Raw genomic sequence first — 23,720 nt, 5'->3', positions numbered from 1 at the left:
CCGTTCTGCCGCCGTCGCGAAACGCGAGCACGGCGACGGCACGCGATCAGGCCGCTGGCCGACGTCGCCGCGAGACCGGGCCGTGCCCGGCGCGTTTGGGCGGCCTGGATCCGGCTATTCGCGGGGGGAAGCAATCGGCGACCGCCCGGACCCGCGACCTCGTTGATCCAGCCACGTGGAACGCGCCCAGTTCCGGGAAGGCCTCGACACATGACACGCACGGCCACCGCACCACCCCGCCGCGACCCGTCGTTGTCCCCGCCAATGGCGCAGGCCGCGGGCTGGACCGCCGCGGACGTCCGTGCCGTGGACACGATCCGGGTGCTCGCCGCCGATGCCGTCCAACGAGCGGGAAGCGGACATCCCGGCACCGCGATGAGCCTGGCGCCGCTGGCGTATCTGCTCTTCCAGCAGGTGATGCGGCATGATCCCGCCGACGACCAGTGGCTCGGCCGCGACCGGTTCGTCCTGTCCTGCGGCCACACGAGCATGACGCTCTACGCGCAGCTCTACCTGAGCGGCTACGGGCTGGAACTGACCGACCTGGCCTCGTTGCGCACCTGGAACTCCGCCACGCCCGGCCATCCGGAGCACCGGCACACCCGCGGCGTGGAGATCACCACCGGTCCGCTCGGGCAGGGGTTCGCCAGCGCGGTGGGCATGGCGCTCGCCGCGCGGCGCGAACGCGGGCTGCTCGATCCGGGCGCGGGTGAGGGACAGAGCCCGTTCGACCACCACGTGTACGTCGTCGCCTCGGACGGTGACCTGATGGAGGGCGTCACCGCCGAGGCCGCCTCGCTCGCCGGGCACCAGGAACTCGGGAACCTCGTGGCGTTCTACGACGCGAACCACATCTCCATCGAGGACGACACCGACATCTCCTTCAGCGAGGACGTGGCCGCCCGGTACGCCGCCTGCGGCTGGCACGTGCAGTCCGTCGACTGGACGAGCACCGGCCGGTACGTCGAGGACGTGGACGCCGTGCTCGCCGCGATCGAGGCGGCCAAGGCCGACACCGGGCGTCCGTCGCTGATCGTGCTGCGCACCGTCATCGGCTGGCCCGCACCCACCCTGCAGAACACCGGTGCCGCACACGGCTCCGCGCTCGGTGGCGAGGAGGTCGCCGCCGTCAAGACCCTGCTCGGCTTCGACCCGCGCGAGAGCTTCGCGGTGCAGGACGAGGTGCTCGCGCACGCTCGCAAGGTCGCGGACCGCGGTGCGGCAGCCCACGAACGCTGGGAAACCGGGTACGCGCGCTGGCGCACGGACAACCCGGACCGAGCGGAGCTGCTGGACCGGTTGCAGGCTCAGCGGCTGCCCGCGGGCTGGACCGACGCGTTGCCCGTCTTTCCGGCCGACTCCAAGGGAATGGCCACCCGCACGGCGTCGGGGAAGGTTCTGTCGGCACTGGCGCCCGTGCTGCCGGAGCTGTGGGGCGGATCGGCTGACCTGGCCGGGAGCAACAACACCACGATGGACGGTGAACCGTCGTTCGTCCCGGCGGGCAAGCAGACCGCGAAGTGGCAAGGCGGTCCCTACGGACGCACGCTGCACTTCGGCATTCGCGAACACGCCATGGCCGCGGCCCTCAACGGCATCGCGCTGCAGAGCTTGACCCGCCCCTACGCCGGAACGTTCCTGGTCTTCAGCGACTACCAGCGTCCGGCGATCCGGCTGGCCGCCCTCATGCAGCTACCGGTCGTCTACGTGTGGACGCACGACTCGATCGGCCTGGGGGAGGACGGCCCGACCCACCAGCCGGTCGAGCACCTCGCCGCGTTGCGCGCGATCCCGGGCCTCGACGTCGTGCGCCCGGCGGACGCGAACGAAACCGTGGTGTGCTGGCGGCAGATCCTGGAGCACGGGACCCGTCCCGCCGGGCTGGCCCTGACGCGGCAGGACGTGCCGGTGCTCGACCGCGGTCCCGGCGGACTGGCCTCGGCGGAAGGCGCCGCGCGGGGCGGCTACGTCCTCGCCGGCTCCGAGGTGCCGGACGTGATCCTGATCGCGACCGGCTCGGAAGTCCAGATCGCCCTCGACGCCCGCCGTCTTCTCACCGACGACGGCGTCGCCGCGAGGGTGGTCTCGATGCCGTGCCTCGAGTGGTTCGCCGCACAGGATCTGTCCTACCAGGACGAAGTGCTCCCGCCGGGCGTGCGGGCCCGCGTGAGCGTCGAGGCCGCGGTCGCCCAGGGATGGCGCGACATCGTCGGCGACGCGGGCCGGATGGTGTCGCTGGAGCACTTCGGTGCTTCCGCCGACCACCGCCGCCTCTACGAGGAGTTCGGTGTCACCGCGACAGCGGTCGCCGAGGCCGCGCACGACTGCCTGCGCGACGCCGTCACGCCGGTCCGTCCCGGAGGTGTGCGGCAGAGCGCCGCGCCCACCACCGGTGGCACCGGCGACCGCCCTGCCTGAACCACCATGATTTCCGACCACGGAGGCACCATGGCCACCGGCCACGACCATCCGCTCACCGAACTCGCCGCCGCGGGCGTGTCGATCTGGCTCGACGACCTGTCCCGCGAGCTCCTGTCCGGCGGCCGGCTGGAGGCGCTCGTCACCGGCCGCGGCGTCGTCGGCATCACCACCAACCCGACGATCTTCGCCTCAGCCCTGGAGCGCGGAGAGCGCTACACGCGTCAGCTCACACGACTCGCGGAGGTGGGGGCGAGCGTCGAGGACACTGTCTTCGCCATCACGACCGACGACGTGCGGGACGCCTGTCGCGTCCTGCGCCCGGTGTACGACCGCACGGACGGTGTCGACGGCAGGGTGTCGCTGGAGGTCGATCCCGGCCTCGCCCACGACACGCAGGCGACCATCGACCGCGCCCGGCTGCTGTGGGCGGCGGTCGACGAGCCGAACCTGCTCATCAAGATCCCGGCGACCACCGCGGGACTCGACGCGATCACCGCCGTCATCAGCGAGGGCATCAGCGTCAACGTCACGCTCATCTTCTCCCTCGACCGCTACCGGGAGGTGGTCGACGCGTACGTCACCGGTCTCGAGACGGCCGAACTCAACGGGCACGACCTGTCCGGCATCCACTCGGTCGCCTCGTTCTTCGTGTCCCGTGTGGACACCGAGATCGACGCGCGTCTCGACGGCATCGGCACCGATCGCGCACTCGCGGCCAAGGGCAAGGCGGCGATCGCCAACGCACGGCTGGCTCACGAGATCCACGTGCTGGGCCTGGCCACGCAGCGGTGGCGCCGGCTGGCCGCGTCGGGAGCGCGGCCGCAACGACCCCTGTGGGCCTCCACCGGGGTGAAGAACCCCGACTACCCGGACACGATGTACGTGTCCGAACTGGTCATCCCCGGCACGGTCAACACGATGCCGGGGCCCACGCTCGAAGCCTTCGCCGACCACGGCACCGTGACCGCCCTCGTGCTCGAAGAGGTCTACGGTCCCGCCCAGGACGTGCTCAACGAGATCGCCCAGCTCGGAATCGACTACCGCGAGGTCACCGACGAGCTGGAACGCCAGGGGGTCCGCAAGTTCGTCGACAGCTGGGACGAGCTCGCGGACACCGTCCGCGGTCAGCTCGACCGCGGCCTGACCGAGGAGACGTCATCAAAGCGCTGACATGGCAGGGAAATGAGAACGTCCAGGTCGTCGACGTGCCGGATCCGCGGATCGAGGAACCGACCGACGCGATCGTCAGGGTCACCTCGACCGCCATCTGCGGATCGGACCTCCACCTGTACGGGGTGCTCGGGCCCTACCTGAAACCGGGCGACGTGCTCGGCCACGAGGCGATGGGTGTCGTCGAGGAGGTGGGGGCCGGCGCGAGCGCTCACCTCAAGGTGGGCGACCGGGTCGTGGTGCCGTTCAACATCTCCTGCGGCCACTGCTGGATGTGCGAGCGCGACCTGTACGCGCAGTGCGAGACGACGCAGGTCCGCGGCGAGGGCAAGGGCGCGAGCCTGTTCGGCTACACCTCGCTCTACGGATCGGTGCCGGGCGGGCAGGCCGAGTACCTCCGCGTGCCGCAGGCGCAGTTCGGGCCGATCGTCGTCCCGGACGGCACACCCGACGACCAGTTCCTGTTCCTGTCCGACATCCTGCCGACGGCGTGGCAGGCCGTGCGGTACGCCGACGTGCCACCCGGCGGCACCGTCGCCGTGCTCGGTCTCGGCCCGGTCGGGCAGTTCGCCGTCCGGATCGCCAAGCAGCTCGGTGCCGGTCGTGTCATCGGGGTGGACCGGGTCCCCGAACGTCTCGCGCTGGCCGAACGGCATGGCGCCGAACCTGTCGACTTCGACGAGTTCGGCGGCTCCGACGAGCTGGCCGCGGCGTTGATCGGGATGGTGGACGGCCGCGGTCCGGACGCCACCATCGACGCCGTCGGCATGGAGGCGCACGGGGGAGGACTCGTCGCCGTGGCGCAGAAGGCCGCCGGGATGTTGCCCGACGCGCTGGCCCAGAAGGTGGTGGACAAGCTCGCCGTCGACCGCCTCGACGCCCTGCACGCCGCTGTGAAGGGTGTGCGGCGCGGTGGCACGGTGTCGGTGTCCGGCGTGTACGGCGGTGAGCTGGACGCGATGCCGATGATGGAGATGTTCGACCGCGGCATCCAGCTGCGGATGGGCCAGGCCCACGTGCGCCGGTGGACCGACGACATCCTGCCGCTCGTGCTGGACCCGGCCGACCCGCTCGGCGTCCTGGACCTGACCACGCACCGCATCCCGCTCGCCGACGCCGCACGCGGCTACGAGATGTTCCGCGCCAAGAGCGACGGCTGCATCAAGGTCGTGCTGAACCCATGACCGGGCGCGTCGTGCTCGTGGTGGGAGCCAGCAGCGGCATCGGGCTCGCCTCGGCGACGGCGTTCGCCTCGCGCGGGGAGGACGTCGTGCTGGTCTCCCGCAGCGGCGAGGCACTCGACGCCGCGGAGAAGGCCTGCCGCGCGGTGGGAGCCGGCGCGGTGGACGTGGTGGTCGACGACATCGCCGATCCCGGTGCCGCCGGCCGGATCGTCGCGAGGACCCTGGAGCTGCACGGCCGCATCGACGTCGTCGTGCACAGCGCGACGGTGATGGGGTACGGCACCGTCGAGGCGATGCCCGCGACCGTGTTCAACTCGGTCGTCGACACCGCAGTCCACGGGACGCTGCACCTCGCCCAGGCGGTCCTGCCGGTCCTGCGCCGTCAGCGCACCGGGGTCTTCGTCGGGGTGAACTCCCTGCTCGGCTCGATCACCGTTCCGCAGATGGGCGCCTACTCCACCGCGAAATGGGGACAGCGCGCGCTCTTGCGCACCCTCCAACAGGAAACTCGCGACGAACCAGGGGTGCACGTGTGCATCGTGAGTCCCGGCAGCGTCAACACGCCGGTGTACGACCAGGCCGCCAACTACTCCGGCCGCGCGACGCGGCCGCCGGTCCCGGTCCTGAGTCCTGACCGCGTCGCCGCCGCGATCACCCGCCTGGCCGATCGCCCGCGGCGGCACGTCTCCGTGCCGGTCGGCCCGGCGAACCCGTTGATCGTCGCGGCTTTCCGCTGCCTGCCGAGCCTGTACGACCGGCTGGTCGGGCCGCTGTTCCGCCTCGCGGCACTGACGAAGCGGACGGTTCCGCCCAGCCCTGGCAACGTGTTCGAACCTGTCGCGGCAGGGGAGCGGACCTACGGACGGTGGCCCGTCAAGCGGTGACGGTGATGAGCAGCACCACGTCCAGCAGTGCGATCGCGACGGTGAGCCGGAACGCGATCGCGCTGTGCGGTGCGCGGATCGCGGCAGTGGTGGTGGCGGCGGCCAACGCGATCCCGGCCGTCACCACCACCGCCGAGTAGACCGCCGACGCCCCAGCGGGAGCGAGGCCCAGCACCACCGAAGCCCCCGCGAGTGCCGTCGCCATGACGATCACCCCCGCGCGCGGGCCGAGCCGGTGGGGGAGTCCGCGCACACCGGTCTCGGCGTCCGCGCGCAGGTCCGGCAGCACGTTGGCGAAGTGCGCGCCGAACCCGAGCAGCGCGCCGACCACGGGCACCCACCACGGCGGCCACGGCTCACCCCGCCCGGCCGCGTGCACACCGATCGTCAGTGCGGCGAACGCGAACAGGTAGGCGGCGCCGGAGAAGACCGTCGCCTTGAGGCCGAGGTTGTACGCCCAGCCGCCCGCGACGCCCAGAAGCAGGACCACGCCGGGAAACCAGCCCAGCAGCAACGACAGAACGACCGTCGTCAGAGCCGCCACGACGGCCGCCGCCGCGACCGCCCGCACCGGAACACCTCCGGTGGCAAGGGGTTTGTCCGCGCGTCCGGTCGCGCGGTCGCGTGCCGCGTCGATCCAGTCGTTGGACCAGCCGATCGAGAGCTGTCCGGTGAGCACCGCGCCACCGAGCAGCACGGTGCGCGGGCCGTCGAGCCCGCCGCCCAGTCCCAGCAGGACGGCCACTGTCGTGACGGCGAGGCTGGGCAGTGGATGACACGCCTGTGCGAGACCTTGCAGCAATCGCAACGACTTCCCGCGGTGGACCGCTGTGCCGCTCATCTGCCGAGTGTAGGCGGAAGCCGTACCGTGAAAGGGGTGACGACAATTTCGGCGGTACACGGTGTTCTTCCGCCGCATCGCTACCCCCAGGCTCGGCTGACAAACTTGTTCGCGCGGTTGTGTTTGCCGGATTCCGCCTCCCGTGCGGTGGTCACCCGGTTCCACAGCAGCGCCCGTGTCGGGTCGCGGCACCTCGCGCTGGCCATCGAGCGGTACGACGAGCTCGACGGTTTCACCGCGGCGAACGACGCTTTTCTCTCCGTCGCAGTCGATCTCGGCTGCGAGGCCGCACTGGCGGCCTTGGCGGACGCGGGCCTGGGACCATCCGATGTGGATCTGATCGTGTCCACGACGGTCACCGGGATCGCCGTTCCCTCCCTCGACGCGCGGATCGCGGCCCGCATCGGCATGCGGCCGGACGTGAAGCGGATCCCGATCATCGGCCTCGGTTGCCTGGCCGGCGCCGCGGGCGTCGCGCGGCTGCACGACTTCCTGCGCGGCTGGCCGAACTCGGTGGCGATGCTCGTGTCGGTCGAGCTGTGCTCGCTGACCGTGCAGCGGCAGGACGCCAGCGCTGCCAACATGATCGCCTCGGGCCTCTTCGGTGACGGCGCCGCCGCTGTCGTCGCGGTCGGCTCCGAACACCCCGGCGCGGCGGCCGGTCCCCAGGTCGTGGACTCGCTGAGCCACCTGTACGCGGACTCCGAACGCGCGATGGGCTGGGACATCGGCAGCACCGGCCTGAAGATCGTACTGGGCGCTGAAGTGCCCGAGCTGGTGCGCGAGCACCTGGCCGACGACGTCAAGAACCTCCTGGCACCACACGGACTCGAGATCGGTGACATCGCTCGCTGGATCTGCCACCCCGGCGGGCCGAAGGTCATCGAGGCCATCCAGTCGGTGCTCGGCCTCGACGAGGACGACCTCGCGATGACGTGGCGGTCGCTGCACGAGATCGGCAACCTGTCGTCCGCTTCCGTGCTGCACGTCTTCGCCGACACGCTCGCGGCCAGACCCGCTTCCCCCGGAGACTGGGGCGTGGTGATGGCCATGGGACCGGGCTTCTGCGCCGAGTTGGTGTTGCTGCGGTGGTGAGCCAGGCGTGGTATTCGGTGCTGGTCGGCCTCGTCGCGCTGGAGCGGCTGGCCGAGCTGGTCGTGGCGAAGCGCAACCTGGCGTGGAGCCTCGCGCGCGGCGGGCGCGAGACGGGGTTCGGGCACTACCCGTTCATGGTCGTGCTGCACACCGGCCTGCTGGCCGGGTGCCTGGCCGAGGTCTGGCTCGCGGACCGGGACTTCGTTCCTGTCGTCGGCTGGCCGATGCTCGCGCTCGTCGTGCTGTCGCAAGCCCTGCGGTGGTGGTGCATCCGGGTGCTCGGACGGCAGTGGAACACCCGGATCGTCGTCGTGCCGGGGCTCCCCCGCGTGACCGGCGGCCCGTACCGCCTGATCCCGCACCCGAACTACGTGGCGGTCGTGGTCGAGGGTTTCGCGCTGCCGCTGGTGCACGACGCCTGGCTGACCGCCCTGGTCTTCACCGTGCTGAACGCGGGCCTGCTGACGGTCCGCGTCCGCGCGGAGAACGACGCGCTGCGAACTGCGCATGCCTGACCGGATGCACGACGTCGTGGTGGCCGGGGGAGGCCCGGCGGGGCTCGCCGTCGCGCTGGGCTGTGCACAGGCGGGCATGGACGTGGTGGTCTGCGAGAAGCGGCCCGGTGTGCTCGACAAGGCCTGCGGTGAAGGGCTGATGCCGGGTGCCGTGCGGGCGTTGGCCGCACTCGGCGTGGACCCGCCAGGACATCCGATCGACGGCATCACCTACCGGCAGGGCGCTCTGGCCGCGCACGCGCCGTTCCGGTGTGGCAGCGGACGCGGCGTCCGCCGCACTCAGCTCCACGACGCGCTGAGCGAGGCGGTCCGCCGCGCCGGGGTGCCGGTGTCGAGCACCTCGGTCACCGATGTCCTCCAGTACGACGACCACGTGCGGGCAGGGGTGCTGCGGGCGCGCTACCTCGTCGCCGCGGACGGTCTGCACTCGCCGATCCGCGATCTCGTCGGCCTCGGGTCGCGCGGCAGGACCTCCGCGCCGCGGTGGGGGCTGCGGCGCCACTTCGCGCTCACGCCCTGGAGTGGAGGGGTGGAGGTGACGTGGGCGCCGCGGTCAGAGGCCTACGTGACACCGGTGGCACCGGACGTGGTCGGCGTCGCGATCCTGTCGTCGGTCCGGGGCGGCTTCACCGACCAGCTCACCGCGTTTCCCGAACTCGCGGCGCGACTGGCGGGCGCACGACCGGTCTCGAGCGTGCGCGGAGCCGGACCGTTGCGGCAGCGGACGACCGGCAGGGTGGCCGGGCGCGTGCTGCTGGCGGGAGACGCGGCGGGCTACGTCGACGCGCTCACCGGCGAAGGACTCGCGCTGTCGCTGACCACCGCGGCCGAGCTCGTCCGCTGCCTGCGCGCCGGACGGCCGGCGGACTACGACCGTGCCTGGGTGCGCACGTCGCGCCGGTCGCGCTGGTTGACGGAATCCCTGCTGTGGGCCAGGAACCGGCCCGCACTCGGGCGTCTGGTCGTTCCGGCCGCGGTCCGCGTGCCGTGGCTGTTCGCCGCCGCGGTCCACCAGCTGGCTCGCTGATGACCGGGTACGAACGGTGGGACCTGGTCGTCGTCGGGGCCGGACCCGCCGGCTCGACGGCGGCCCTCGCGGCGTTGCGGGTGAACCCGGCCGCTCGCGTGCTGGTGCTGGACGCCGCGGAGTTCCCCCGCGACAAGGTCTGCGGTGACGGCGTCGCGCCGCACGCGCTGGACGTCCTGACCGGCCTCGGGGTGGACGTCGGCGCGCTCACGGCCGGAACAGCCCCGATCCGCGACCTGCGGCTGACCTCGCCGCGCGGCGTGACGGCCGTCCGCCGGTTCGCTCGCCCTGCCGCCGTCGTGCCCCGCGCGCTGCTCGACGCGCGACTCGTCGCGGCCGCCCGCACAGCGGGTGCCGAGCTGCGACGGCACCGGATCCGCTCGCTCACCCCGACGGAGGAAGGCGTGGACGTCGACGGCGCGTTTCACGCCCGCACGGTGATCGGTGCGGACGGCGCGGAGTCGGTGGTGCGACGGCAATGCGGCGCCAGGAGCGCGAAGGCGGGCACCACCGCCATCGCACTGCGCGGGTACACGAGTGCCGGCCCGTGGCCCGCGGCGGAACAGCGGCTCGTCATGTCCACGACGCACTGGCCGGCGTACGCCTGGGTCTTCCCCGTCGGCGACGGCACCGCGAACGTCGGCTACGGCGAGCTCATCCGTCAGAAGCCGCCGACGCGGACGCATCTGACGGAGCGCCTGCACGCGCTGCTGCCCGACTGCCCGCCGCTGACGCTGCGCGGCCACCGGCTGCCGTTGTCGCCGGGGAGGCCGGACGTCGGTCGCGGTCGCGTGCTGCTGGTGGGGGACGCGGCCTCGCTGATCAACCCGCTGACGGGTGAGGGGATCTACTACGCCGTCCTGTCCGGGTCCCTCGCCGGCGCGGCCGCCATGACACCTGATCCCGCCGGTGAGTACCGGCGGTCGTTGCACCGTCTGCTCGGCAAGCACCTGCGCCACACCGACGCACTGGCCATGCTCACCCGCATGCCGGCGCTCGTGGATCTGGCCACGAGCGCGGCGCGCGACGGCCAGCGCGCGTTCGACGACCTCGTCGAGGTCGGCCTCGGACCGGGCACGATCAGCCCGGCCCTCGTGACGGCGATGCTCAGGACGTCGATCGGGAGCGCTCTGGAGCACTCCCGATCGCTGCGGGAGTGAGCTGTCACCTCGGCGCTGAACCTGTTCGCGCGCGTGCGGGCCGTGACGCTACGACGGCAGGAGCCGCTGAGCGGGTGCCTGCCGCCGCCGAATAGACGCGCACGACGTCGGAGGCGACACGGTCCCACGAGTACCGCGCGTGTGCCCGGTCGTGTCCTGCCGCGCTGAGCACCTCCCGGTGCGTGCCGTCCGTGAGCAGTGCCCTCAGCGCTTTCGCGGTCATCTCCGGTTTGCCCGGCGGGACCAGCACGCCGCTCAGCCCGTCCAGCACGACGTCGACGAGACCGCCGACCGCGGTGGCGAGAACGGGGATGCCGCAGGCCATCGCTTCCAATGCCACGCCACCGGACGACTGGTGCCTCGGGGTGCACGCCACCACGTCCGCGGACCGCAACAGCGAGGGCAGTTCGGCGTACGGCACGTGACCTGCGAAGACGACACGGTCACCGACACCCACCGAGCGGGCCAGCGCGAGCAGCCGTTTCGTCTCCGGATCGCCGCGCATGTCCCCCTGCGCTCCACCGCCGGCGATCACCAGCTCAGCTCCGTCTGTTGTGGACAGAGCGCGGATCAGGTCGTCGAACCCGTTGCGCGGCAGCAGCCTGCCCACCGAGACGATCTTGCGCGGGCGGTGCCGGTCGACGGGTGTGCGTCCCGGCACGAACAGGTCGAGATCGACGCCTCTCGGCACCACGGTGAGTTTGGACCGGTCGACGCCCATTCCGAGCACCGCACGCGCTTCCGCCGAACAGGTCGCGACGACGCGGGCGGCCTCGTGACCGACGAGCCGCTCGACGGCCAGGCGTTTGGTGGAGTCCGGAAGCTGCGCGCGTTGGTCCTGCTGCGGAACCGCGCCCTCCCAGTGGTACGTCTGCACGACGGGCACCTGGCTGTTCCGGGCGCTCAGGACAGCCGCGATGCCCGACAGCCAGCCGTGGCCGTGCACGACATCAGGGCGGCGTGCTTTCCAGACGAGCTTGAGGAACTCGACGAAGTCTCCCGCGTGGGCGAGTACTTCCTCCGAGCCCAGTCTCACCGCGGGCCCGGCCGGCACGTGCACGACTTCGTAGCCGTCAGCGGTCTGCACGCGTTGCGGGACGTGGGGGTGATCGCGCCGCGTGTAGACGACCACCTGGTGGCCGAGAGCGGACAGCGCTGACGCGAGCCCCGCCACGTGGAGACTCTGCCTTCCGGTGTCGGTCGTACCCGGTTCGGTCAGCGGGTCGGCGTGCTCGGAGACGAGTGCGATCCTCATGCGCGTGAACGCGATTGGCCCGGTACTGCCGCCCACGGTGTTCTCCTCTGGCAGAGGTGATGAGACCGCGGGTCCGGGCGGTTGCTGCGTCTTCCAGCGGGATCAGGCTACCCACGAAGGGCTCGTCCGACACACGACGGTGAGTGCCGGCGCCGATACGAGTTCATGCCGATCGGTCGGCTCACATGTCAGTACTTCGAGGCTGCCGGACGAGGAGATCCTCGGGGCGCAGCTCGCCCACGACGACTTCCCGGGCCACATCGGCCAGGCGGCGACCGTTCTTGCGCGCATAGCCGCGCAGCGCGTGGAACGCCTGCTCCATCTCCAGAGCTCCGGCGAACGCCAGCACACCCTTGGCCTGCTCGATGACGACCCGGCTGTTCAGCGCCGTCTGCAGTTGCTCGGTGACGACCTCACCGCGCCGGATGGCGCGTTCCTGCAGGATTCCGATCGTCGCCGTGTCCGCCAGAGCGCGCACGACGAGCACGTCCTCCTCGTCGAGCAAACCGGTCTCGCGGCGGAACAGGTTCAACGTGCCGATGGTCTCGCGGCGCAACCTCATCGGCACCGCGTGCACGGAGGAGAAGCCCTCCTCGATGGCGAGCGGCACGAACCGCGGCCAGCGCTCGACCTCCGTCGACAGGTCCGCGACCATCACCGGCTCACCGCTGTGCACGCAGTCCAGGCAGGGGCCTTCGCTCGCCTGGAGCTGGAACAGCTCCAGCATTCGCGTCTGGGCCGACGAATAGGCCACCACACGCAGTCCACCGTGCTGATCGGACAGCATCAACCCGGCTGCCGTCGCGTCCAGGAGCTGAACGCAGTGCTCGACCAGCAGGTGGAGCACGTCCACCACGTCGTAGTCGTCGACGAGCGTGTCCGCCAACTGGACGAACGTCCTGAGCAGTCGTGATTCTCGCTCTGTCCTGGACGGTGCGCTACCGCTCATCACCAGCTCCTGTCTTCTTCGTCCGACGGTAGTGCTGCCAGGACCGGGGTGCCATCGAGGGATCGTGCGTGGTTCATTTGTCCAGCTCCAGCGGTGACAGCCTGCGGCTCGCGATGTCCTTGGCGACGTCGTCCAGCGATCGTCCCGTCACGAAGGCGTACCCCCGCAGACGTGACAGGGCGTCCTCCGCGGAGATGCCCAGGGCCGCGAGGACCATCCCGGTGGCCTGGTGCACCTGTTCCCTGCCGGGCGACAGCACACCGCGCAGGCCGTCGGTGCCGTCGAGGTCACCCAGCAGCACTCCGAGCAGCACCGCGGCCACGACGTCGACCACTTCCAGCGCGACGGCGAGCTCCTCACCCGACAACCAGCCGGGCCGCCGGCGGTAGAGGTCGACCGCGCCGATGCCGATCGCGCCCGCCTGCAGCGGGAAAGCGAAGATCGCGCCGATGGGCAGCGCTGCGATCGCCGCCGCGAACATCGGCCACTCCACGACCGATGCGTGGGCCAGGTCGGGGACCAGCACGGGCCTGCGAGTCGCGAAGGCCTCGAAGCACGGCCCCTCGCCCAGGCTGAACTGGACGTCCTCGATCTTGGACGCGACGTCGTCGCTGGCGTACAACGTCTCCCGCTCGCGCGGGCCGCTCATCACCGAGATCGACGCGCCGTCCACCGGCAGCACGTCCACACACGCGCGGATCACGCGCGCCAACGTGTCGAGCCTGCTTTCGTTGTCACGAAGCGCGGCCAGCACCGTCGCTCGTGCGTTGCTCAACGACCGATGGTGCTCATCCGGTACGTGCACCTGGGATCACACCGCCGACCAACGACCGTTCACATGCGGTTGGCATCCAATTCCTCCACCACGTCGACTGCTCCCAGTCGCTCCTGGACGTAGCGAGGTCTAGGCCCACGGCTCATGTGCCGTATCAGGATCAACATGTCCAGCCTACGGCGTGCGCCCGCTGGGCGCCGTTCAGCGTGCCTCCACGGCCTCAGGCCGCTTCACGGCGGTGACCTCGAGTCCCCGCGCACGACCGTGCGCGGGGACTCGAGGTGGACGAACAAGAACTTCTCTCCGCGCCAACAGCGTCAGCGCACGCGTCGGGCGAGCCCGACCCCCAGACCGATCATGCCGAGACCGAGCACCAGGTGCAGCCAGTCGTCGGCGCCGTTGAGCGGCACGAAGTTCGCCGCACTGGTCTTGTCGATCACGAGTCCGTACAGCCACAGCACGAGGTACACCGCGCCGCCGCCGATGAGGTACGCCCTTGCGCCACTTGCCGTGCGCGCGGCCAGGAAGCCCGCGACGCCGAACAGCAGGTGCACCAGGTTGTGCAGGATCGAGACGTTGAAGATGCCGAGCAGCATCGCTTCGGAGTGGTGCCCTGCGAACGTCATGGTGTCGTAGTTCGTCGTGATGCCGGGGATGAAACCGAGCACGCCGACAAGCGCGAACACCGCCGCCACGCCGAGTGCGGCTTGCTGGAGGGGTGTCCTGGTTCGTACGTCGACCACGGAGATCACCTCGTTCTGGTGGGCAATGTCATCGGGCGGCTACCCGTGGCGGTTCAGGGCAAACAGGTGCGTTGGGCAAGGTGGGCCCGAGGTTGTTCCGTGCCTTCGCCTATTCCACGCGGCGCCAGAATCCCGTTGTGTCCCAACGCCGCGAGGGCCCCGGTCTCCAGGGAGACCGGGGCCCTCGCGACACGGGTTCAGGACCTGACTTCGCGAACGGCGTCGCGGCCGTGCTCCGTCACGTCCTGGGCAGAGGACCTGCCCTGCTCGGCCGTGGTCCTGGCAGCGTCGGAGGCGGTCTGCTTGACCTCGCCGGCCGCGTCACGGACTTCGGAGGTCATCTCCTCCTTGAGGTGCCCGGCCGACTCGGCGAGTGCCTGCTTGGCAGGTTCGATCACGTCGCTCGCGCGGTCGCTGATCTCTTCCACGAGCTGCTGCTCGGCCTGCGAGCGCGGTAGCAGCGAGGCGACCAGCAGGCCGCCGCCGAACGCGATGAGACCTGCTGCGATCGGGTTGCCCTGCGTCTGGCGCATCGCCTGGCGCGGAGCGTCCTGCACCGCCTCCGCGGCTCGTCCCGCGTTGTCGGAGACGACTTCCTTCGCCTGGTGCGCCTGGCTTTGCATCGTCGAGGTGGTGCCGGAGGCTGTGCCCATGACGCTGTCCCTCATCGAAGCGAAGCGGTTGCGGATCCGCTGAGTGCGGCGTTGTGCGATGCGGCGCGGGCTCGTCCGGTCGACCAGGCGGTTGGCGTCGTCCACGAGCTCGGCCCTGGTGTTGTCGATGTCGCGCCTTATTTGGTCGGGTGTCGGGCCCATTCCGCGTCCTCCTTGAGAGATTCGACCGTGCGTTCGGGTTTCGGTGCGACCTGCCGGAGCTTGGTGCGGCCGCTGCTGTAGAGCGCGAAGCCGGTGATGCCCCAGAGGGCGGCGACGATCAGCGCCGACCATCCCAGGGGCAGCACGGCGCCGAGCGCGAAGACCAGGGCGAGACTGAGCAGCACCGCGGTCATGTACCCGGCGAAGCCCGCGCCGGCGAGCATTCCGCCTGCCTTGCCCGCCTTCTTGGCCTCCTCGCGGATCTCGGCCTTGGCGAGCTCGAGCTCTTGGCGCATCAGCCGGGAGAGGTCCTGCGCGAGCTCTCCGACGAGCTCACCGAGCGACTCGCGCTCGGGAGCGGGAGGCAGACCCGTGTCAGGGCTGGACATACCGCGCACCTCCGGTGGGCACCGGGTTCGGCGCGTACGGGTCGTCGTACCGCTGGGGCTCCCGGCCGGTGCCGGTCATGCCTTCGTCCTCGTACGACGGGATGGGGTCAGTGGCCGGTGCGGGCGAGAGCGGCGCGGACGTGCCGCCGAACTCCGGCGCCGGGCCGGCAGGTGCCGGTGCGGGCTGCGTGGCCGTGCGGCCGGTGCTCTGCGAACCGGTGGCGCTCTTCGCGACGCGACCGACCAGGAACCCGGCCACCGCGGCACCGAGCAGGAACGCGCCGGGCTTGCGCCGGGCGAAGTCCTGTGCGGCGCCGAGCAGACCGCGGGCCCCCTGCTCGTCCAGGTAACGCGCGGCCTGCCTGCTGGTGTCGGCGACCTGGCGGACGGCTCCCGCGGACATGGCGTCCGGCGAAGCGGTCTCGGCCATCGAGCTGAGCTCGTCGGCGATCTTGTCCAGCTGGGTCGACACCTTCCTGGCCTGCTGCTCGGCCTCGTCCGCCACTCTGTCCTTGGCGCTGCGCAGGACGTTGCCCGCCTGGGCCTTCGCTTCCTGGGTCACCTGCCCGAACTGTTCCTGAGCCGTCGCACGCACCTCTCCGGCGGCGTCCCTGGCGTGGTGCACCACCGCGGTACCTTCGTGCTGGGCGGTCTCGCGAACGCCGCCCATCTGGTCCTCGGTCACGACTACTCCTCAACTTCTCGACGTGTGCTCGCAGTGCGAGCTACCCCGCAGCACCCCCGGCAAACAGCTTGGGGCAAGGGAAGTTATTGCGGCACAAGGAGTTTCGTTCGACGAGACGCGGGTAGGACGTTCACTCTGATGCGAGAGGCCTTGGAGGCGGCGCTGTCGCCCGACGGTGCTCTGCCGCCGACCGTCACCTGCTCATCGGTGCCTGCGAGACCGGCATGAGACGATCAAGAGGTGAGCTGGAAAGCGATGACGCCCGCCGAGGCATGTGACCTCGTGGACTTCTGGGACGCCGCGCCTTGGCCGCTCACGCGTGACCAAGCACAGCAACTGGCCGTCGACGGCCTCGGATGGACGACCGAGGTCGAGGACGGCGTCTCCTACCTCATGAACACGGTGTCCGGATTCACCGTCCCGGACGTCTCGACCATCGGTTCCAGGGGCGACCTGTCCTACCTCAGCCTCGACCTCGCGGACACGATCCGCGAGGTCACCCGCGAATCGAGGCGGTTCCTCGGGGACGCTTTCGCCCTGGTGGTGCGGGAAGCGGAGATCCGTTGGGGCACCCCTGTGATGCGCGACTCCGAGCAGACGACGTCCGCGACCTGGGACACCGCGTCCGGCGGACGGATCTCGTTCCGCCTCGCCCCGAGGAGCCTCAGCGCGATGTTCGAGACGCCTCAGGGCGTTGAGCTCGACCGGAAGACCGGACACCGGTGAACCCGAACAGCGACCGCCTTCCCGCACCCGGACGATTCGTTCGGTATCACGGTGTCGACTACCGGCTGCAGCAGTCGGTGGGCAAGTGGTTGATCGCGTCGAACCAGGCGGTCGACGAGTCGTTCACCAAGACCGGGCGCCGCTACTTCGTCAGGGAACTCGCGCACGACGACGTGCTGGACTGCTACGACCTTTCCCGCCCGGGCACCTACCGCGGCATGCCCGTCGAGGTCGTCAGCGACGCACCGGGCGGCTTCTGGGTGACCACGCGCGACTCCAGGTCGGTCGCCGAGGGCTTCGAGCGGACCGATCACCGGAGTCCGTTGACGAAATTGATCGCGTCCGACGACCCGGAGCTGCGGTTCACCACCACGATCACGCCGGTCCCGATGCCGTGGAAGATCGCGTACGACTGGAAGCTGTTCACCGAGCGCCTCACGGACACGTTCCGCGACGTGACCGATCGTGTTTTCCTCATCGTCCACGCGGCGGCGGACCCGAGGCGATACGTGCAGTTCGCCGGCGCGCCCGACCGGCTCGATGCCGAAGCACCGGCGACGGACGTCGTGGCGGACGCCGATGAGTTCCAGCTGCGCAGGTTCGAGTGGGTCGCGCCGGACGTCGCGCAACCCAACTGGACGTCGTCGCTTCGACGCCCCGCGCTCACGGCCGAGTTCGCGCAGCTGGCGCGGCGTTGCGTTGCGGCACTTCACGAGGCGTACGGGATCGTCAGCCCGGACGAACTCCAGTATCGCGCGTGGCGTGAACCGGCAGGCGCCGCGGCGATAGCGGTGGAGTTGCCCGCACTCGGGCTCGGCTGATCCGCCTCCGATCGAGTTCTCAGGGAGCGTCCGTGCGCGCCGCGAGCTTGCGCTGGGTCCGGCGGCCTTGCGCCACCATGAACGGAATCGCGCGCAGCCCGAAGCGCGGGAACGTGTCGGCCAGCCGGGCCAGTGCTCCGCGCCACCTCGGGATGGTGGTGACCGGTTTCGGTCTGTCGAGAACGGCGGCGACGGCGGCGGCGATGTCGGCGGGGTGCAGCAGCGTGCCGGAGAACGACAGCGCGGCGGCCGGATCGTCGAGCTTGTCGTGCAGCATCGGCGTCCAGATGCCGTCCGGGCAGACGCACGAGATGTCGATGTCCTGGACGCCCGCCTGGCGGAGATCTGCGAGGGTGCTGAGGCTGAAGCCGAGGGCCGCGTGCTTGGAGGCGGCGTACACCGCTTCGCCCACGACGGCCGTGATGCCTGCGAGGGACACGACGTTCACCACGTGACCGCCGCCGTTGCCGCGCATGGCCCGGATCGCGGCGACCGTGCCGTTGATGGTCCCGAGCGCGTTGACCTCGACCATCAGCCTGCGGGTGGCGGCGTCCTGCTCCCACGCGGGCCCGGTCACCAGAACGCCCGCGTTGTTGACCCAGACGTCGAGCCGGCCCGCACGGGCGACGATGTCGTCGCGCGCCGCTTCCACGGCCACCTCGTCCCGCACGTCCAGCACCCGTGCGATCGCGCCGATCTCGGTGGCCGTCGCGGTCGCGGTGGTTTCGTCGACATCGGTGACCAGCACCGTGTAGCCGCGTTCGACCAGCATCCGCGCGACCAGCTTGCCCACACCGCGCCCGGCTCCGGTCACGACCGCGCCCGCGTTCGCTGTCATGACGGGAGTATCGCGCCGTTCGCGCCGTCGATCGACCCCCGCGCGAACACCGGCACCGCCGTCACGCGGAGTGCCACGTCACGGCGGCGTCGGGGTTCGCGCGAGTCGTGCGGAAGCCGTTGGCCGGATGCGCTTTGTCGGGGTATCCGAACGACACTCCGACGACGACGCGCCGGGAGTCCGGGAGTTCGAAGTGGTCGCGGAGGAAGCCGGAGTACCCCGCGAGCGCGGCCTGTGGCGCCGCGGCGAGGCCGAGGCTCTGCGCGGCGAGCAGGAACGAGTTGAGGTAGAGGCCGCAGTCGATCGCGCCGTAGACGCCGAGGTCGGCTTCGGTGGTGATGATCGCGACGTGCGGTGCGTCGAACAGCTCGAAGTTGCGCAGCATCTGCCGGAGCGTGCCCTGGTGGTCGCCGCGTTCGATGCCGAGACTGGTGTAGAGCTGCTTGCCGCACTCCCGGCGACGTTCCTGGTAGACGCCCGTGTACTGGGTGGGGAAGGGGAAATCCGGCTCGCCCGGGTTGTTCTGCAGGTGTTCGAGCAGCCGCGTGCGCATCCTGTCCGTTGCGGCACCTTCGGTGACGATCACGTGCCACGGCTGGGTGTTGCACCACGAGGGCGTGCGCTGGGCGAGGGCGAGCACCTGCTCGATGGTCTTCCTCGGGACGGGCTCTGGCAGGAACTGGCGGCAGGTCCACCTCTCGGCGAGCAACTGCTGCAGCGTCTCGTGCGGGTCTGGGGGCATGACGGCGGCCGCGCTCACGGGAACCTCCAAGGCGGTCTCTTTTCGGGACCGACGGTAGCACGGGGCGGTCTCGAAAAGAGACCGCCTTCGGTAGGATCGGTGCATGCGGTACGAACAGCTCGCCGACCTGCCCTGCTCGATCACCCGCCCGCTGGTGGTGCTGGGGGACAGGTGGACGTTGCTGATCTTGAAAGAGGCGTTCGCGGGTGTGCGGCGGTTCAACGCGTTCCAGAGCGGCCTGGGAATCTCGCGCAGCCGCCTGCAGGACCGGCTCGGGCGGCTGGTGGATCACGGGATCCTGGTGCGGCGGCAGGCTGCCGGCGGGGATCACGTCGAGTACCGGCTCAGCCGCAAGGGTCACGACCTCTATCCGGTCCTGATGGCGATCAGGGACTGGGGCGACGCCCACATGGCGCCTGACGGACCGCCGGTGCACTACCGGCACCGCGACTGCGCCGGCGAGGCACGGGTCACCCTGGCGTGCGACTGTTGCGGGGAACGAATGACGGCGCACGACGTCAGGCCTGAGGCCGGTCCCGGCCTTCTGGAGCACGTCGACGCGGGTGCCCAGGGCTGGTGACGGCCTGAAGGGACACGAGATCAAGGCGCGGCCGTGCGTGCGGGATGCCGCGCGTCGCCGTCCCCAATTCCGTGCCGTCGAACGATTTCGAGCGTCTGCAGGACGAACTGCCACGGCCCGACGCCGAGCTGTCGCAGCCCTGGCGCGTGGTCGTGTGCGACCGTCACCACGGCCCCGGCGAACAGCAGCCACCAGAACGCCCTTGCAGGCCACCGAACCCGGCCGAGCCGGGCCTGGTGGAACGGGACGTGCCGCTGCTCGTCCTGCAGGATCCGGTCCGCGACCTCAGCGGTGAGCGGGTCACGACTGCCGTCCCGCAACGCCCGGTAGTACCGCAGCGCCACGGTTTCCGCGATGAGCAGCACCATCAGCTCCAGTCGCAGGCCCAGCGCACGACGGAGCCGCACGAACACCGCGTCCGTCCAGTGCGAACTGATCGTCGGCCGGCCGGCCGCCCGCAGCAGGTTCTCCAGCAGCCGCGAGTGGTTCTGCTCCTCGGCGACGAACAACCGCACCGCCGCGCCGTACGTCCCGCCGCCCGCCTTGGCGATCAGGTTGGCGCCGTCGCCGGACTCGCCGACCTGGAACCGTTGCACGCTCTTGACGACGTCGGGGTGCAGCCGGGCGCCGACGGTCCAGTCGGGGTCGCCCGTTCGCTTCCGGCGCTCGGCTTCGGCCTCGAAGTCCTCGACCCATGTGGTGAACATGAAGGGAGGACGGCCGGGTCACCGCACGCGTTGGCCGGGTTGTGGGGAGGTTCTGTGAAGGTTCGGTGTGCGTGTTGTGGTGCCACGTCGTGAGTGCCGGGTGGCTATGCCTCGAACTTCGTCCATTGCCCCTCGGAGACCACCTCGACGGAGCCGTCGACGACCTTGATGGCCGTCTGGTCGTCGATCGCGTAGGAGGGGACGCCGATGCCGGAGGCCCACCGCTCCGCGTCGGCCATGGTGTTCGTGGGGAAGACCTCCAGGTGCGGGAAGATCGAGAAGCCGACGACCCCCAGGGTGCGGTCGTCCGGAGCCGCGGGCCACTCGACGAACTCCGTGCCGATGCGGGGTGTCATCACCATGCTTCCGGCGCTCACGCCCACCCAGACCTTGTCGGGCAGGGAAGGCAGCAGCTCGGCCAGCCCGGACTCCCGCAGCCAATGGCACAGGTAGGTCGCGTCGCCGCCGTTGACCAGGAGCACGTCCGCCTCGCGGACCCAGGGAACCCATCGCTGCGCGCCGATGCTGGGCAGGGCGGTGAGCTCGAGGACGCCGAGCGACGCCCAGCCCAGGCCGGACGAGTGCCGCGAAATGGGGTCGGTGGCGGCCACGAACCCCCGCACCGATGCCGGACCGCTCATCGGGTTCCCCCACTGGGCCGTCGGGACGCAGAGGGCGTGGCACTCGGAGATCGGCTTGCCGAGGAGCCGCACGAGTGCCGAGTGGATGCTCGGGTTCGTGACGCCGCCTGACGTGAGCAAGAGCTTCAAAGTCGCCTCCAAGACGGAAGGTGGATGCAGGTGCAGACCGCCGACCCGGCCGCTGCTCATCGCGAATCGCGGTATTGGTCTCCTCGGGCGAACGGCACGGCAACCCGGCCCGTCGCTCCTCGCCGGCGTGCTATCCCAGTCGGGTGGGGGAAGTCGAGTTCCGGCTGCTCGGAACTGTGGGGGCCTGGCGTGGGGACCAGGCCGTCCAGCTCGGGCACGGCCGAAGACGGTGTGTGCTGGCCGCGTTGCTGGTCGACGCGAACCAGGTGGTGTCGGCGGAGCAACTGCTGGAACGGGCGTGGGGCGACGGCGTGCCGCGGCAGGGGCGCGACACGTTGTACACGTACCTTTCCCGGCTGCGGCGTGTGTTCCGCGGCCTGGACGTGGAGATCACGCGCAGGTCCGGCGGGTACGTGCTGGCGGTGGACCCGCAGGCCGTGGACCTGCACCGGTTCCACCGGCTGCTGGCGCAGGGGCGGGCGGAGGGCGGCCTCGCGGCACGCCTGGAGCTGTTCGACCGAGCGGTGGCGCTGTGGCGGGGTGAGGCGTTCGCGGGGATGAGCACGCCGTGGCTCGACAACGTGCGCGAAAACCTCGAGAAGGAACGGTTCGGCGTCGAGCTGGACCGGGTCGACCTGCGGCTGGCGCTGGGCCTGCACGGCGAGCTGGTGACCGAGCTGGCCGCGGCGGTGCGGGAGCACCCCTTGGACGAGCGGCTGACCAGTCAGTTCATGCTGGCGCTGTACCGGTCGGGGCGGCAGGCGGAAGCGCTCGCGGTCTACCAGGGGCTGCGGGACCGGCTGGCCGACGCGCTCGGTGTCGACCCGTTGCCCGAGGTGCAACGACTGCACACCGCGTTGCTGCGGCAGGCGCGCGAGGTGGCGACACCGGTCGAGGTCCAGCCACCGGCGCAGGTGCCCGGTGGCGTTCCGCACTTCGTCGGCCGCGCTGAGGCGTTGCGGGAGCTCGGCCGTCCGGTGTCGGTGATCGTGGGCACCGGCGGCGTGGGTAAGTCCGCGCTCGCCGCGCATTGGGCGCACCTGCACAGCGGCGACTTCCCCGACGGTCAGCTGTACGTGAACCTGCGCGGCTACGACGCCGCCGAGCCGATGACCGCTTCCGCCGCGCTGGAAGGGTTCCTGCGCGCGCTGGGGGTGGAGCGGATCCCGCCGGGTGTGGCCGAGCGGTCCGCGCTGTACCGCTCGGCACTGGCCGGGTCGCGGATGGTGGTGGTGCTGGACAACGCGCGGTCGGCCGACCAGGTGCGGCCGCTGCTGCCGGGCCGGGACGGCTGCGTCGTGCTGGTGACGAGCCAGGACGACCTGGCGGGGCTGGTGGTTCGCGACGGCGCACACCGGATCACGTTGGGGCGCTTGACCGAATCGGAAGCGCTGGAACTGCTGCGGCAGATGCTCGGCGCGGACCGGGTCGACGCGGAGTTCCCGGCGGCGGTCGAGCTGGCCCGGCGGTGCGCGGGACTGCCGCTCGCGTTGCGCGTCGCCGCGGAACGGCCGGCCGGGCTCGCGGACCTCGTGGCGGAGCTGAACGGCCTGGGTGACCTCGACGCGCTGGACGTGCCCGGTGACCCGGCCTCCTCGGTGCGGAGCGTGTTCTCGTGGTCCTACCGCGCGTTGCCGCTGCCGGCCGCGCGGCTGTTCCGCCTGCTGGGCTGGCATCCGGGACCCGATCACTGCGCCGCGGCCGCCGCCGCGCTGGCCGGAGTGGACCTGCCCGGCGCGCGGCGGTTGCTCGACGTGCTCAGAGCCGCGCACCTGATCGAGCAGACCGCGCCGGACCGGTTCGTGATGCACGACCTGTTGCGGATGTACGCCCGGCAACTCAGCGCGTGAGTCGCGGGCGCTGGTGGTCGCGGTGGCCGGTCGCGAGGATCTCGACACCGGCCACCGCCTTGGTCACGACGCCACTGCGGCGATCTCACTCGCGCTGATCACCTGAAGCGCCGCGGCCGGGTCAGCACGCTTGCAGGCTGCCCCGCGTCGCGCCGCTGGGGTTGAGGTCCAGCAAGGAGTCGCTGACCCAGCCCTGCACGCCGGTCGTGGTGTCCCGCAGGTACGTCCACGTGGTGTACGTGATGCCGTTCCTGGTGACCGAGTCACCCACGGCGTAGCAGTGGTAGTCGACGTTGTGGGTGAGCTGGCCCTGGCCGTCGGACGTGCACGAGGTGTGCGGGCCGCGGCGGATGTTGACGTTGCTGCCGTCGAAGAGCCGGCCGGTCCGCGAGTCCCGGTTGGTGTGCGAGTGGCCGGTGCACGCCATGATGCCGACGCTGGACTGGTCGGTGTCCGCGGCGCCCGTGGTGACGGGCAGCGGCTTTTCGTCCGCGGCACTCGCCGTTCCTGCCAACGCGAGTGATGTCGAGGCCGCGAACAGCACGGCCGCAACAGCTGAGGAAATCTTCACGTTCGTCCCCCCTCAGGGTCGAAGTTTGCTTGCGCTGCCGCAGTCTCCGCGATCGACCTTGCCCAAAACCTTGCGCAAAACCTTGAGCGGTCGACGGCCAGGCGACTTCGTTCCGCCCCGATTCGACGAACATTCGACCTGTTCGATTCGTGAAAGTGACGCGGGGTTGCCCTGCGAGCCGGTCAACCGATTGGCTTCGGTGAAGTC

General features: G+C 70.8%; 25 protein-coding genes. 12 read left to right on the top strand and 13 right to left on the bottom strand.

What is annotated here, in order from left to right; all coding sequences use genetic code 11:
• The first annotated feature begins 264 nt into the window (after nt 1–264).
• Genes tkt through DFR72_RS26365 form a run of 4 tightly spaced genes read left to right on the top strand, consistent with a single transcriptional unit; the run spans nt 265 to nt 5,659 of the window.
• Complete coding sequence (gene tkt, locus DFR72_RS26380; protein WP_245983556.1) at nt 265–2,418, top strand: transketolase; 2,154 nt, start codon at nt 265–267, stop codon at nt 2,416–2,418.
• A 30-nt stretch (nt 2,419–2,448) separates the two neighbouring features.
• Nucleotides 2,449–3,591, top strand: a complete 1,143-nt coding sequence (gene tal / locus DFR72_RS26375) for a transaldolase (protein WP_090063606.1) — start codon at nt 2,449–2,451, stop codon at nt 3,589–3,591.
• Nucleotides 3,579–4,775, top strand: coding sequence for a zinc-dependent alcohol dehydrogenase (locus tag DFR72_RS26370; protein ID WP_090063605.1), 1,197 nt, complete (start codon nt 3,579–3,581; stop codon nt 4,773–4,775). The genes tal and DFR72_RS26370 overlap by 13 nt, the downstream gene beginning before the upstream one ends.
• A complete protein-coding gene (locus DFR72_RS26365) occupies nt 4,772–5,659 on the top strand; it encodes an SDR family NAD(P)-dependent oxidoreductase (protein ID WP_090063112.1) in 888 nt (295 codons plus the stop codon). The genes DFR72_RS26370 and DFR72_RS26365 overlap by 4 nt, the downstream gene beginning before the upstream one ends.
• Here the strand turns inward: DFR72_RS26365 and DFR72_RS26360 are convergent.
• Nucleotides 5,649–6,500 carry a UbiA family prenyltransferase gene (locus DFR72_RS26360; RefSeq protein WP_090063110.1) on the bottom strand — a complete coding sequence of 284 codons (852 nt, stop codon included), beginning with the start codon at nt 6,498–6,500 and terminating at the stop codon, nt 5,649–5,651. The two genes, DFR72_RS26365 and DFR72_RS26360, sit on opposite strands and share 11 nt — an antisense overlap.
• On the opposite strand from DFR72_RS26360, the gene DFR72_RS26355 reads away from it, so the two are divergent.
• The 4 genes from DFR72_RS26355 to DFR72_RS26340 are packed head-to-tail and all read left to right on the top strand — an operon-like array spanning nt 6,432 to nt 10,297.
• Nucleotides 6,432–7,595: a type III polyketide synthase gene (locus DFR72_RS26355; protein WP_245983531.1), complete on the top strand. Its 1,164-nt coding sequence runs from the start codon at nt 6,432–6,434 to the stop codon at nt 7,593–7,595. The genes DFR72_RS26360 and DFR72_RS26355 overlap by 69 nt on opposite strands.
• Nucleotides 7,592–8,110, top strand: a complete 519-nt coding sequence (locus DFR72_RS26350) for an isoprenylcysteine carboxyl methyltransferase family protein (RefSeq protein WP_090063604.1) — start codon at nt 7,592–7,594, stop codon at nt 8,108–8,110. Before DFR72_RS26355 ends, DFR72_RS26350 begins: the two co-directional genes overlap by 4 nt.
• Nucleotides 8,103–9,137: an NAD(P)/FAD-dependent oxidoreductase gene (locus DFR72_RS26345; protein ID WP_218158086.1), complete on the top strand. Its 1,035-nt coding sequence runs from the start codon at nt 8,103–8,105 to the stop codon at nt 9,135–9,137. The genes DFR72_RS26350 and DFR72_RS26345 overlap by 8 nt, the downstream gene beginning before the upstream one ends.
• Nucleotides 9,137–10,297 (top strand): geranylgeranyl reductase family protein, encoded by a 1,161-nt coding sequence (locus tag DFR72_RS26340; protein ID WP_090063107.1) that lies wholly within the window; start codon nt 9,137–9,139, stop codon nt 10,295–10,297. Before DFR72_RS26345 ends, DFR72_RS26340 begins: the two co-directional genes overlap by 1 nt.
• Before the next feature lie 4 nt (nt 10,298–10,301).
• On the opposite strand, the gene DFR72_RS26335 is transcribed toward DFR72_RS26340, so the two are convergent.
• The 7 genes from DFR72_RS26335 to DFR72_RS26305 form a co-directional block, all read right to left on the bottom strand.
• Complete coding sequence (locus DFR72_RS26335) at nt 10,302–11,552, bottom strand: glycosyltransferase (RefSeq protein ID WP_090063602.1); 1,251 nt, start codon at nt 11,550–11,552, stop codon at nt 10,302–10,304.
• A gap of 181 nt (nt 11,553–11,733) precedes the next feature.
• On the bottom strand, nt 11,734–12,501 hold the full coding sequence (locus tag DFR72_RS26330) for a GAF and ANTAR domain-containing protein (RefSeq protein ID WP_090063105.1): 768 nt from the start codon (nt 12,499–12,501) through the stop codon (nt 11,734–11,736).
• A gap of 73 nt (nt 12,502–12,574) precedes the next feature.
• Nucleotides 12,575–13,276, bottom strand: a complete 702-nt coding sequence (locus tag DFR72_RS26325; RefSeq protein ID WP_090063104.1) for a GAF and ANTAR domain-containing protein — start codon at nt 13,274–13,276, stop codon at nt 12,575–12,577.
• A 317-nt stretch (nt 13,277–13,593) separates the two neighbouring features.
• The gene (locus DFR72_RS26320) at nt 13,594–14,019 is read right to left on the bottom strand and encodes a DUF4383 domain-containing protein (RefSeq protein ID WP_245983530.1); all 426 of its coding nucleotides are present in this window, start codon (nt 14,017–14,019) and stop codon (nt 13,594–13,596) included.
• A gap of 197 nt (nt 14,020–14,216) precedes the next feature.
• Nucleotides 14,217–14,834, bottom strand: a complete 618-nt coding sequence (locus DFR72_RS26315; protein ID WP_090063103.1) for a DUF3618 domain-containing protein — start codon at nt 14,832–14,834, stop codon at nt 14,217–14,219.
• The gene (locus DFR72_RS26310) at nt 14,810–15,223 is read right to left on the bottom strand and encodes a phage holin family protein (RefSeq protein WP_090063101.1); all 414 of its coding nucleotides are present in this window, start codon (nt 15,221–15,223) and stop codon (nt 14,810–14,812) included. The genes DFR72_RS26315 and DFR72_RS26310 overlap by 25 nt, the downstream gene beginning before the upstream one ends.
• Nucleotides 15,210–15,908, bottom strand: coding sequence for a hypothetical protein (locus DFR72_RS26305; protein ID WP_090063100.1), 699 nt, complete (start codon nt 15,906–15,908; stop codon nt 15,210–15,212). Before DFR72_RS26305 ends, DFR72_RS26310 begins: the two co-directional genes overlap by 14 nt.
• 240 nt (nt 15,909–16,148) lie before the next feature.
• On the opposite strand from DFR72_RS26305, the gene DFR72_RS26300 reads away from it, so the two are divergent.
• Both DFR72_RS26300 and DFR72_RS26295 read left to right on the top strand, forming a co-directional pair.
• Nucleotides 16,149–16,634 (top strand): DUF6301 family protein, encoded by a 486-nt coding sequence (locus DFR72_RS26300; protein ID WP_143086586.1) that lies wholly within the window; start codon nt 16,149–16,151, stop codon nt 16,632–16,634.
• Nucleotides 16,635–16,711: 77 nt separating this feature from the next.
• Entirely contained in the window at nt 16,712–17,455 is a 744-nt protein-coding gene (locus DFR72_RS26295; RefSeq protein WP_143086585.1) for a TY-Chap domain-containing protein, read from the top strand.
• Nucleotides 17,456–17,474: 19 nt separating this feature from the next.
• Here the strand turns inward: DFR72_RS26295 and DFR72_RS26290 are convergent, their stop codons facing one another.
• Nucleotides 17,475–18,293, bottom strand: coding sequence for an SDR family oxidoreductase (locus tag DFR72_RS26290; protein WP_090063095.1), 819 nt, complete (start codon nt 18,291–18,293; stop codon nt 17,475–17,477).
• 61 nt (nt 18,294–18,354) lie between these two features.
• Nucleotides 18,355–19,065 carry a nitroreductase gene (locus tag DFR72_RS26285; RefSeq protein ID WP_245983528.1) on the bottom strand — a complete coding sequence of 237 codons (711 nt, stop codon included), beginning with the start codon at nt 19,063–19,065 and terminating at the stop codon, nt 18,355–18,357.
• Nucleotides 19,066–19,138: 73 nt separating this feature from the next.
• Between DFR72_RS26285 and DFR72_RS26280 the strand changes: the two genes are divergently transcribed.
• The gene (locus DFR72_RS26280) at nt 19,139–19,615 is read left to right on the top strand and encodes a winged helix-turn-helix transcriptional regulator (RefSeq protein ID WP_090063094.1); all 477 of its coding nucleotides are present in this window, start codon (nt 19,139–19,141) and stop codon (nt 19,613–19,615) included.
• A gap of 20 nt (nt 19,616–19,635) precedes the next feature.
• On the opposite strand, the gene DFR72_RS26275 is transcribed toward DFR72_RS26280, so the two are convergent.
• Nucleotides 19,636–20,322: a ferritin-like domain-containing protein gene (locus DFR72_RS26275; protein ID WP_090063092.1), complete on the bottom strand. Its 687-nt coding sequence runs from the start codon at nt 20,320–20,322 to the stop codon at nt 19,636–19,638.
• 104 nt (nt 20,323–20,426) lie between these two features.
• Complete coding sequence (locus DFR72_RS26270) at nt 20,427–21,092, bottom strand: Type 1 glutamine amidotransferase-like domain-containing protein (RefSeq protein WP_090063091.1); 666 nt, start codon at nt 21,090–21,092, stop codon at nt 20,427–20,429.
• 143 nt (nt 21,093–21,235) lie between these two features.
• On the opposite strand from DFR72_RS26270, the gene DFR72_RS26265 reads away from it, so the two are divergent.
• Entirely contained in the window at nt 21,236–22,942 is a 1,707-nt protein-coding gene (locus DFR72_RS26265) for an AfsR/SARP family transcriptional regulator (RefSeq protein WP_170176403.1), read from the top strand.
• Between the two features lie 121 nt (nt 22,943–23,063).
• Here DFR72_RS26265 and DFR72_RS26260 read toward each other — a convergent pair whose 3' ends face one another.
• A complete protein-coding gene (locus DFR72_RS26260; protein ID WP_090063088.1) occupies nt 23,064–23,513 on the bottom strand; it encodes a hypothetical protein in 450 nt (149 codons plus the stop codon).
• Nucleotides 23,514–23,720: the final 207 nt, after the last annotated feature.

Origin of the sequence: Lentzea flaviverrucosa, from assembly GCF_003350445.1 — a bacterium.
GTDB lineage: Bacteria > Actinomycetota > Actinomycetes > Mycobacteriales > Pseudonocardiaceae > Lentzea > Lentzea californiensis.
Note: the sequence above shows the minus strand (reverse complement) of the source record. Positions and strands in the feature narration are given on the sequence as shown.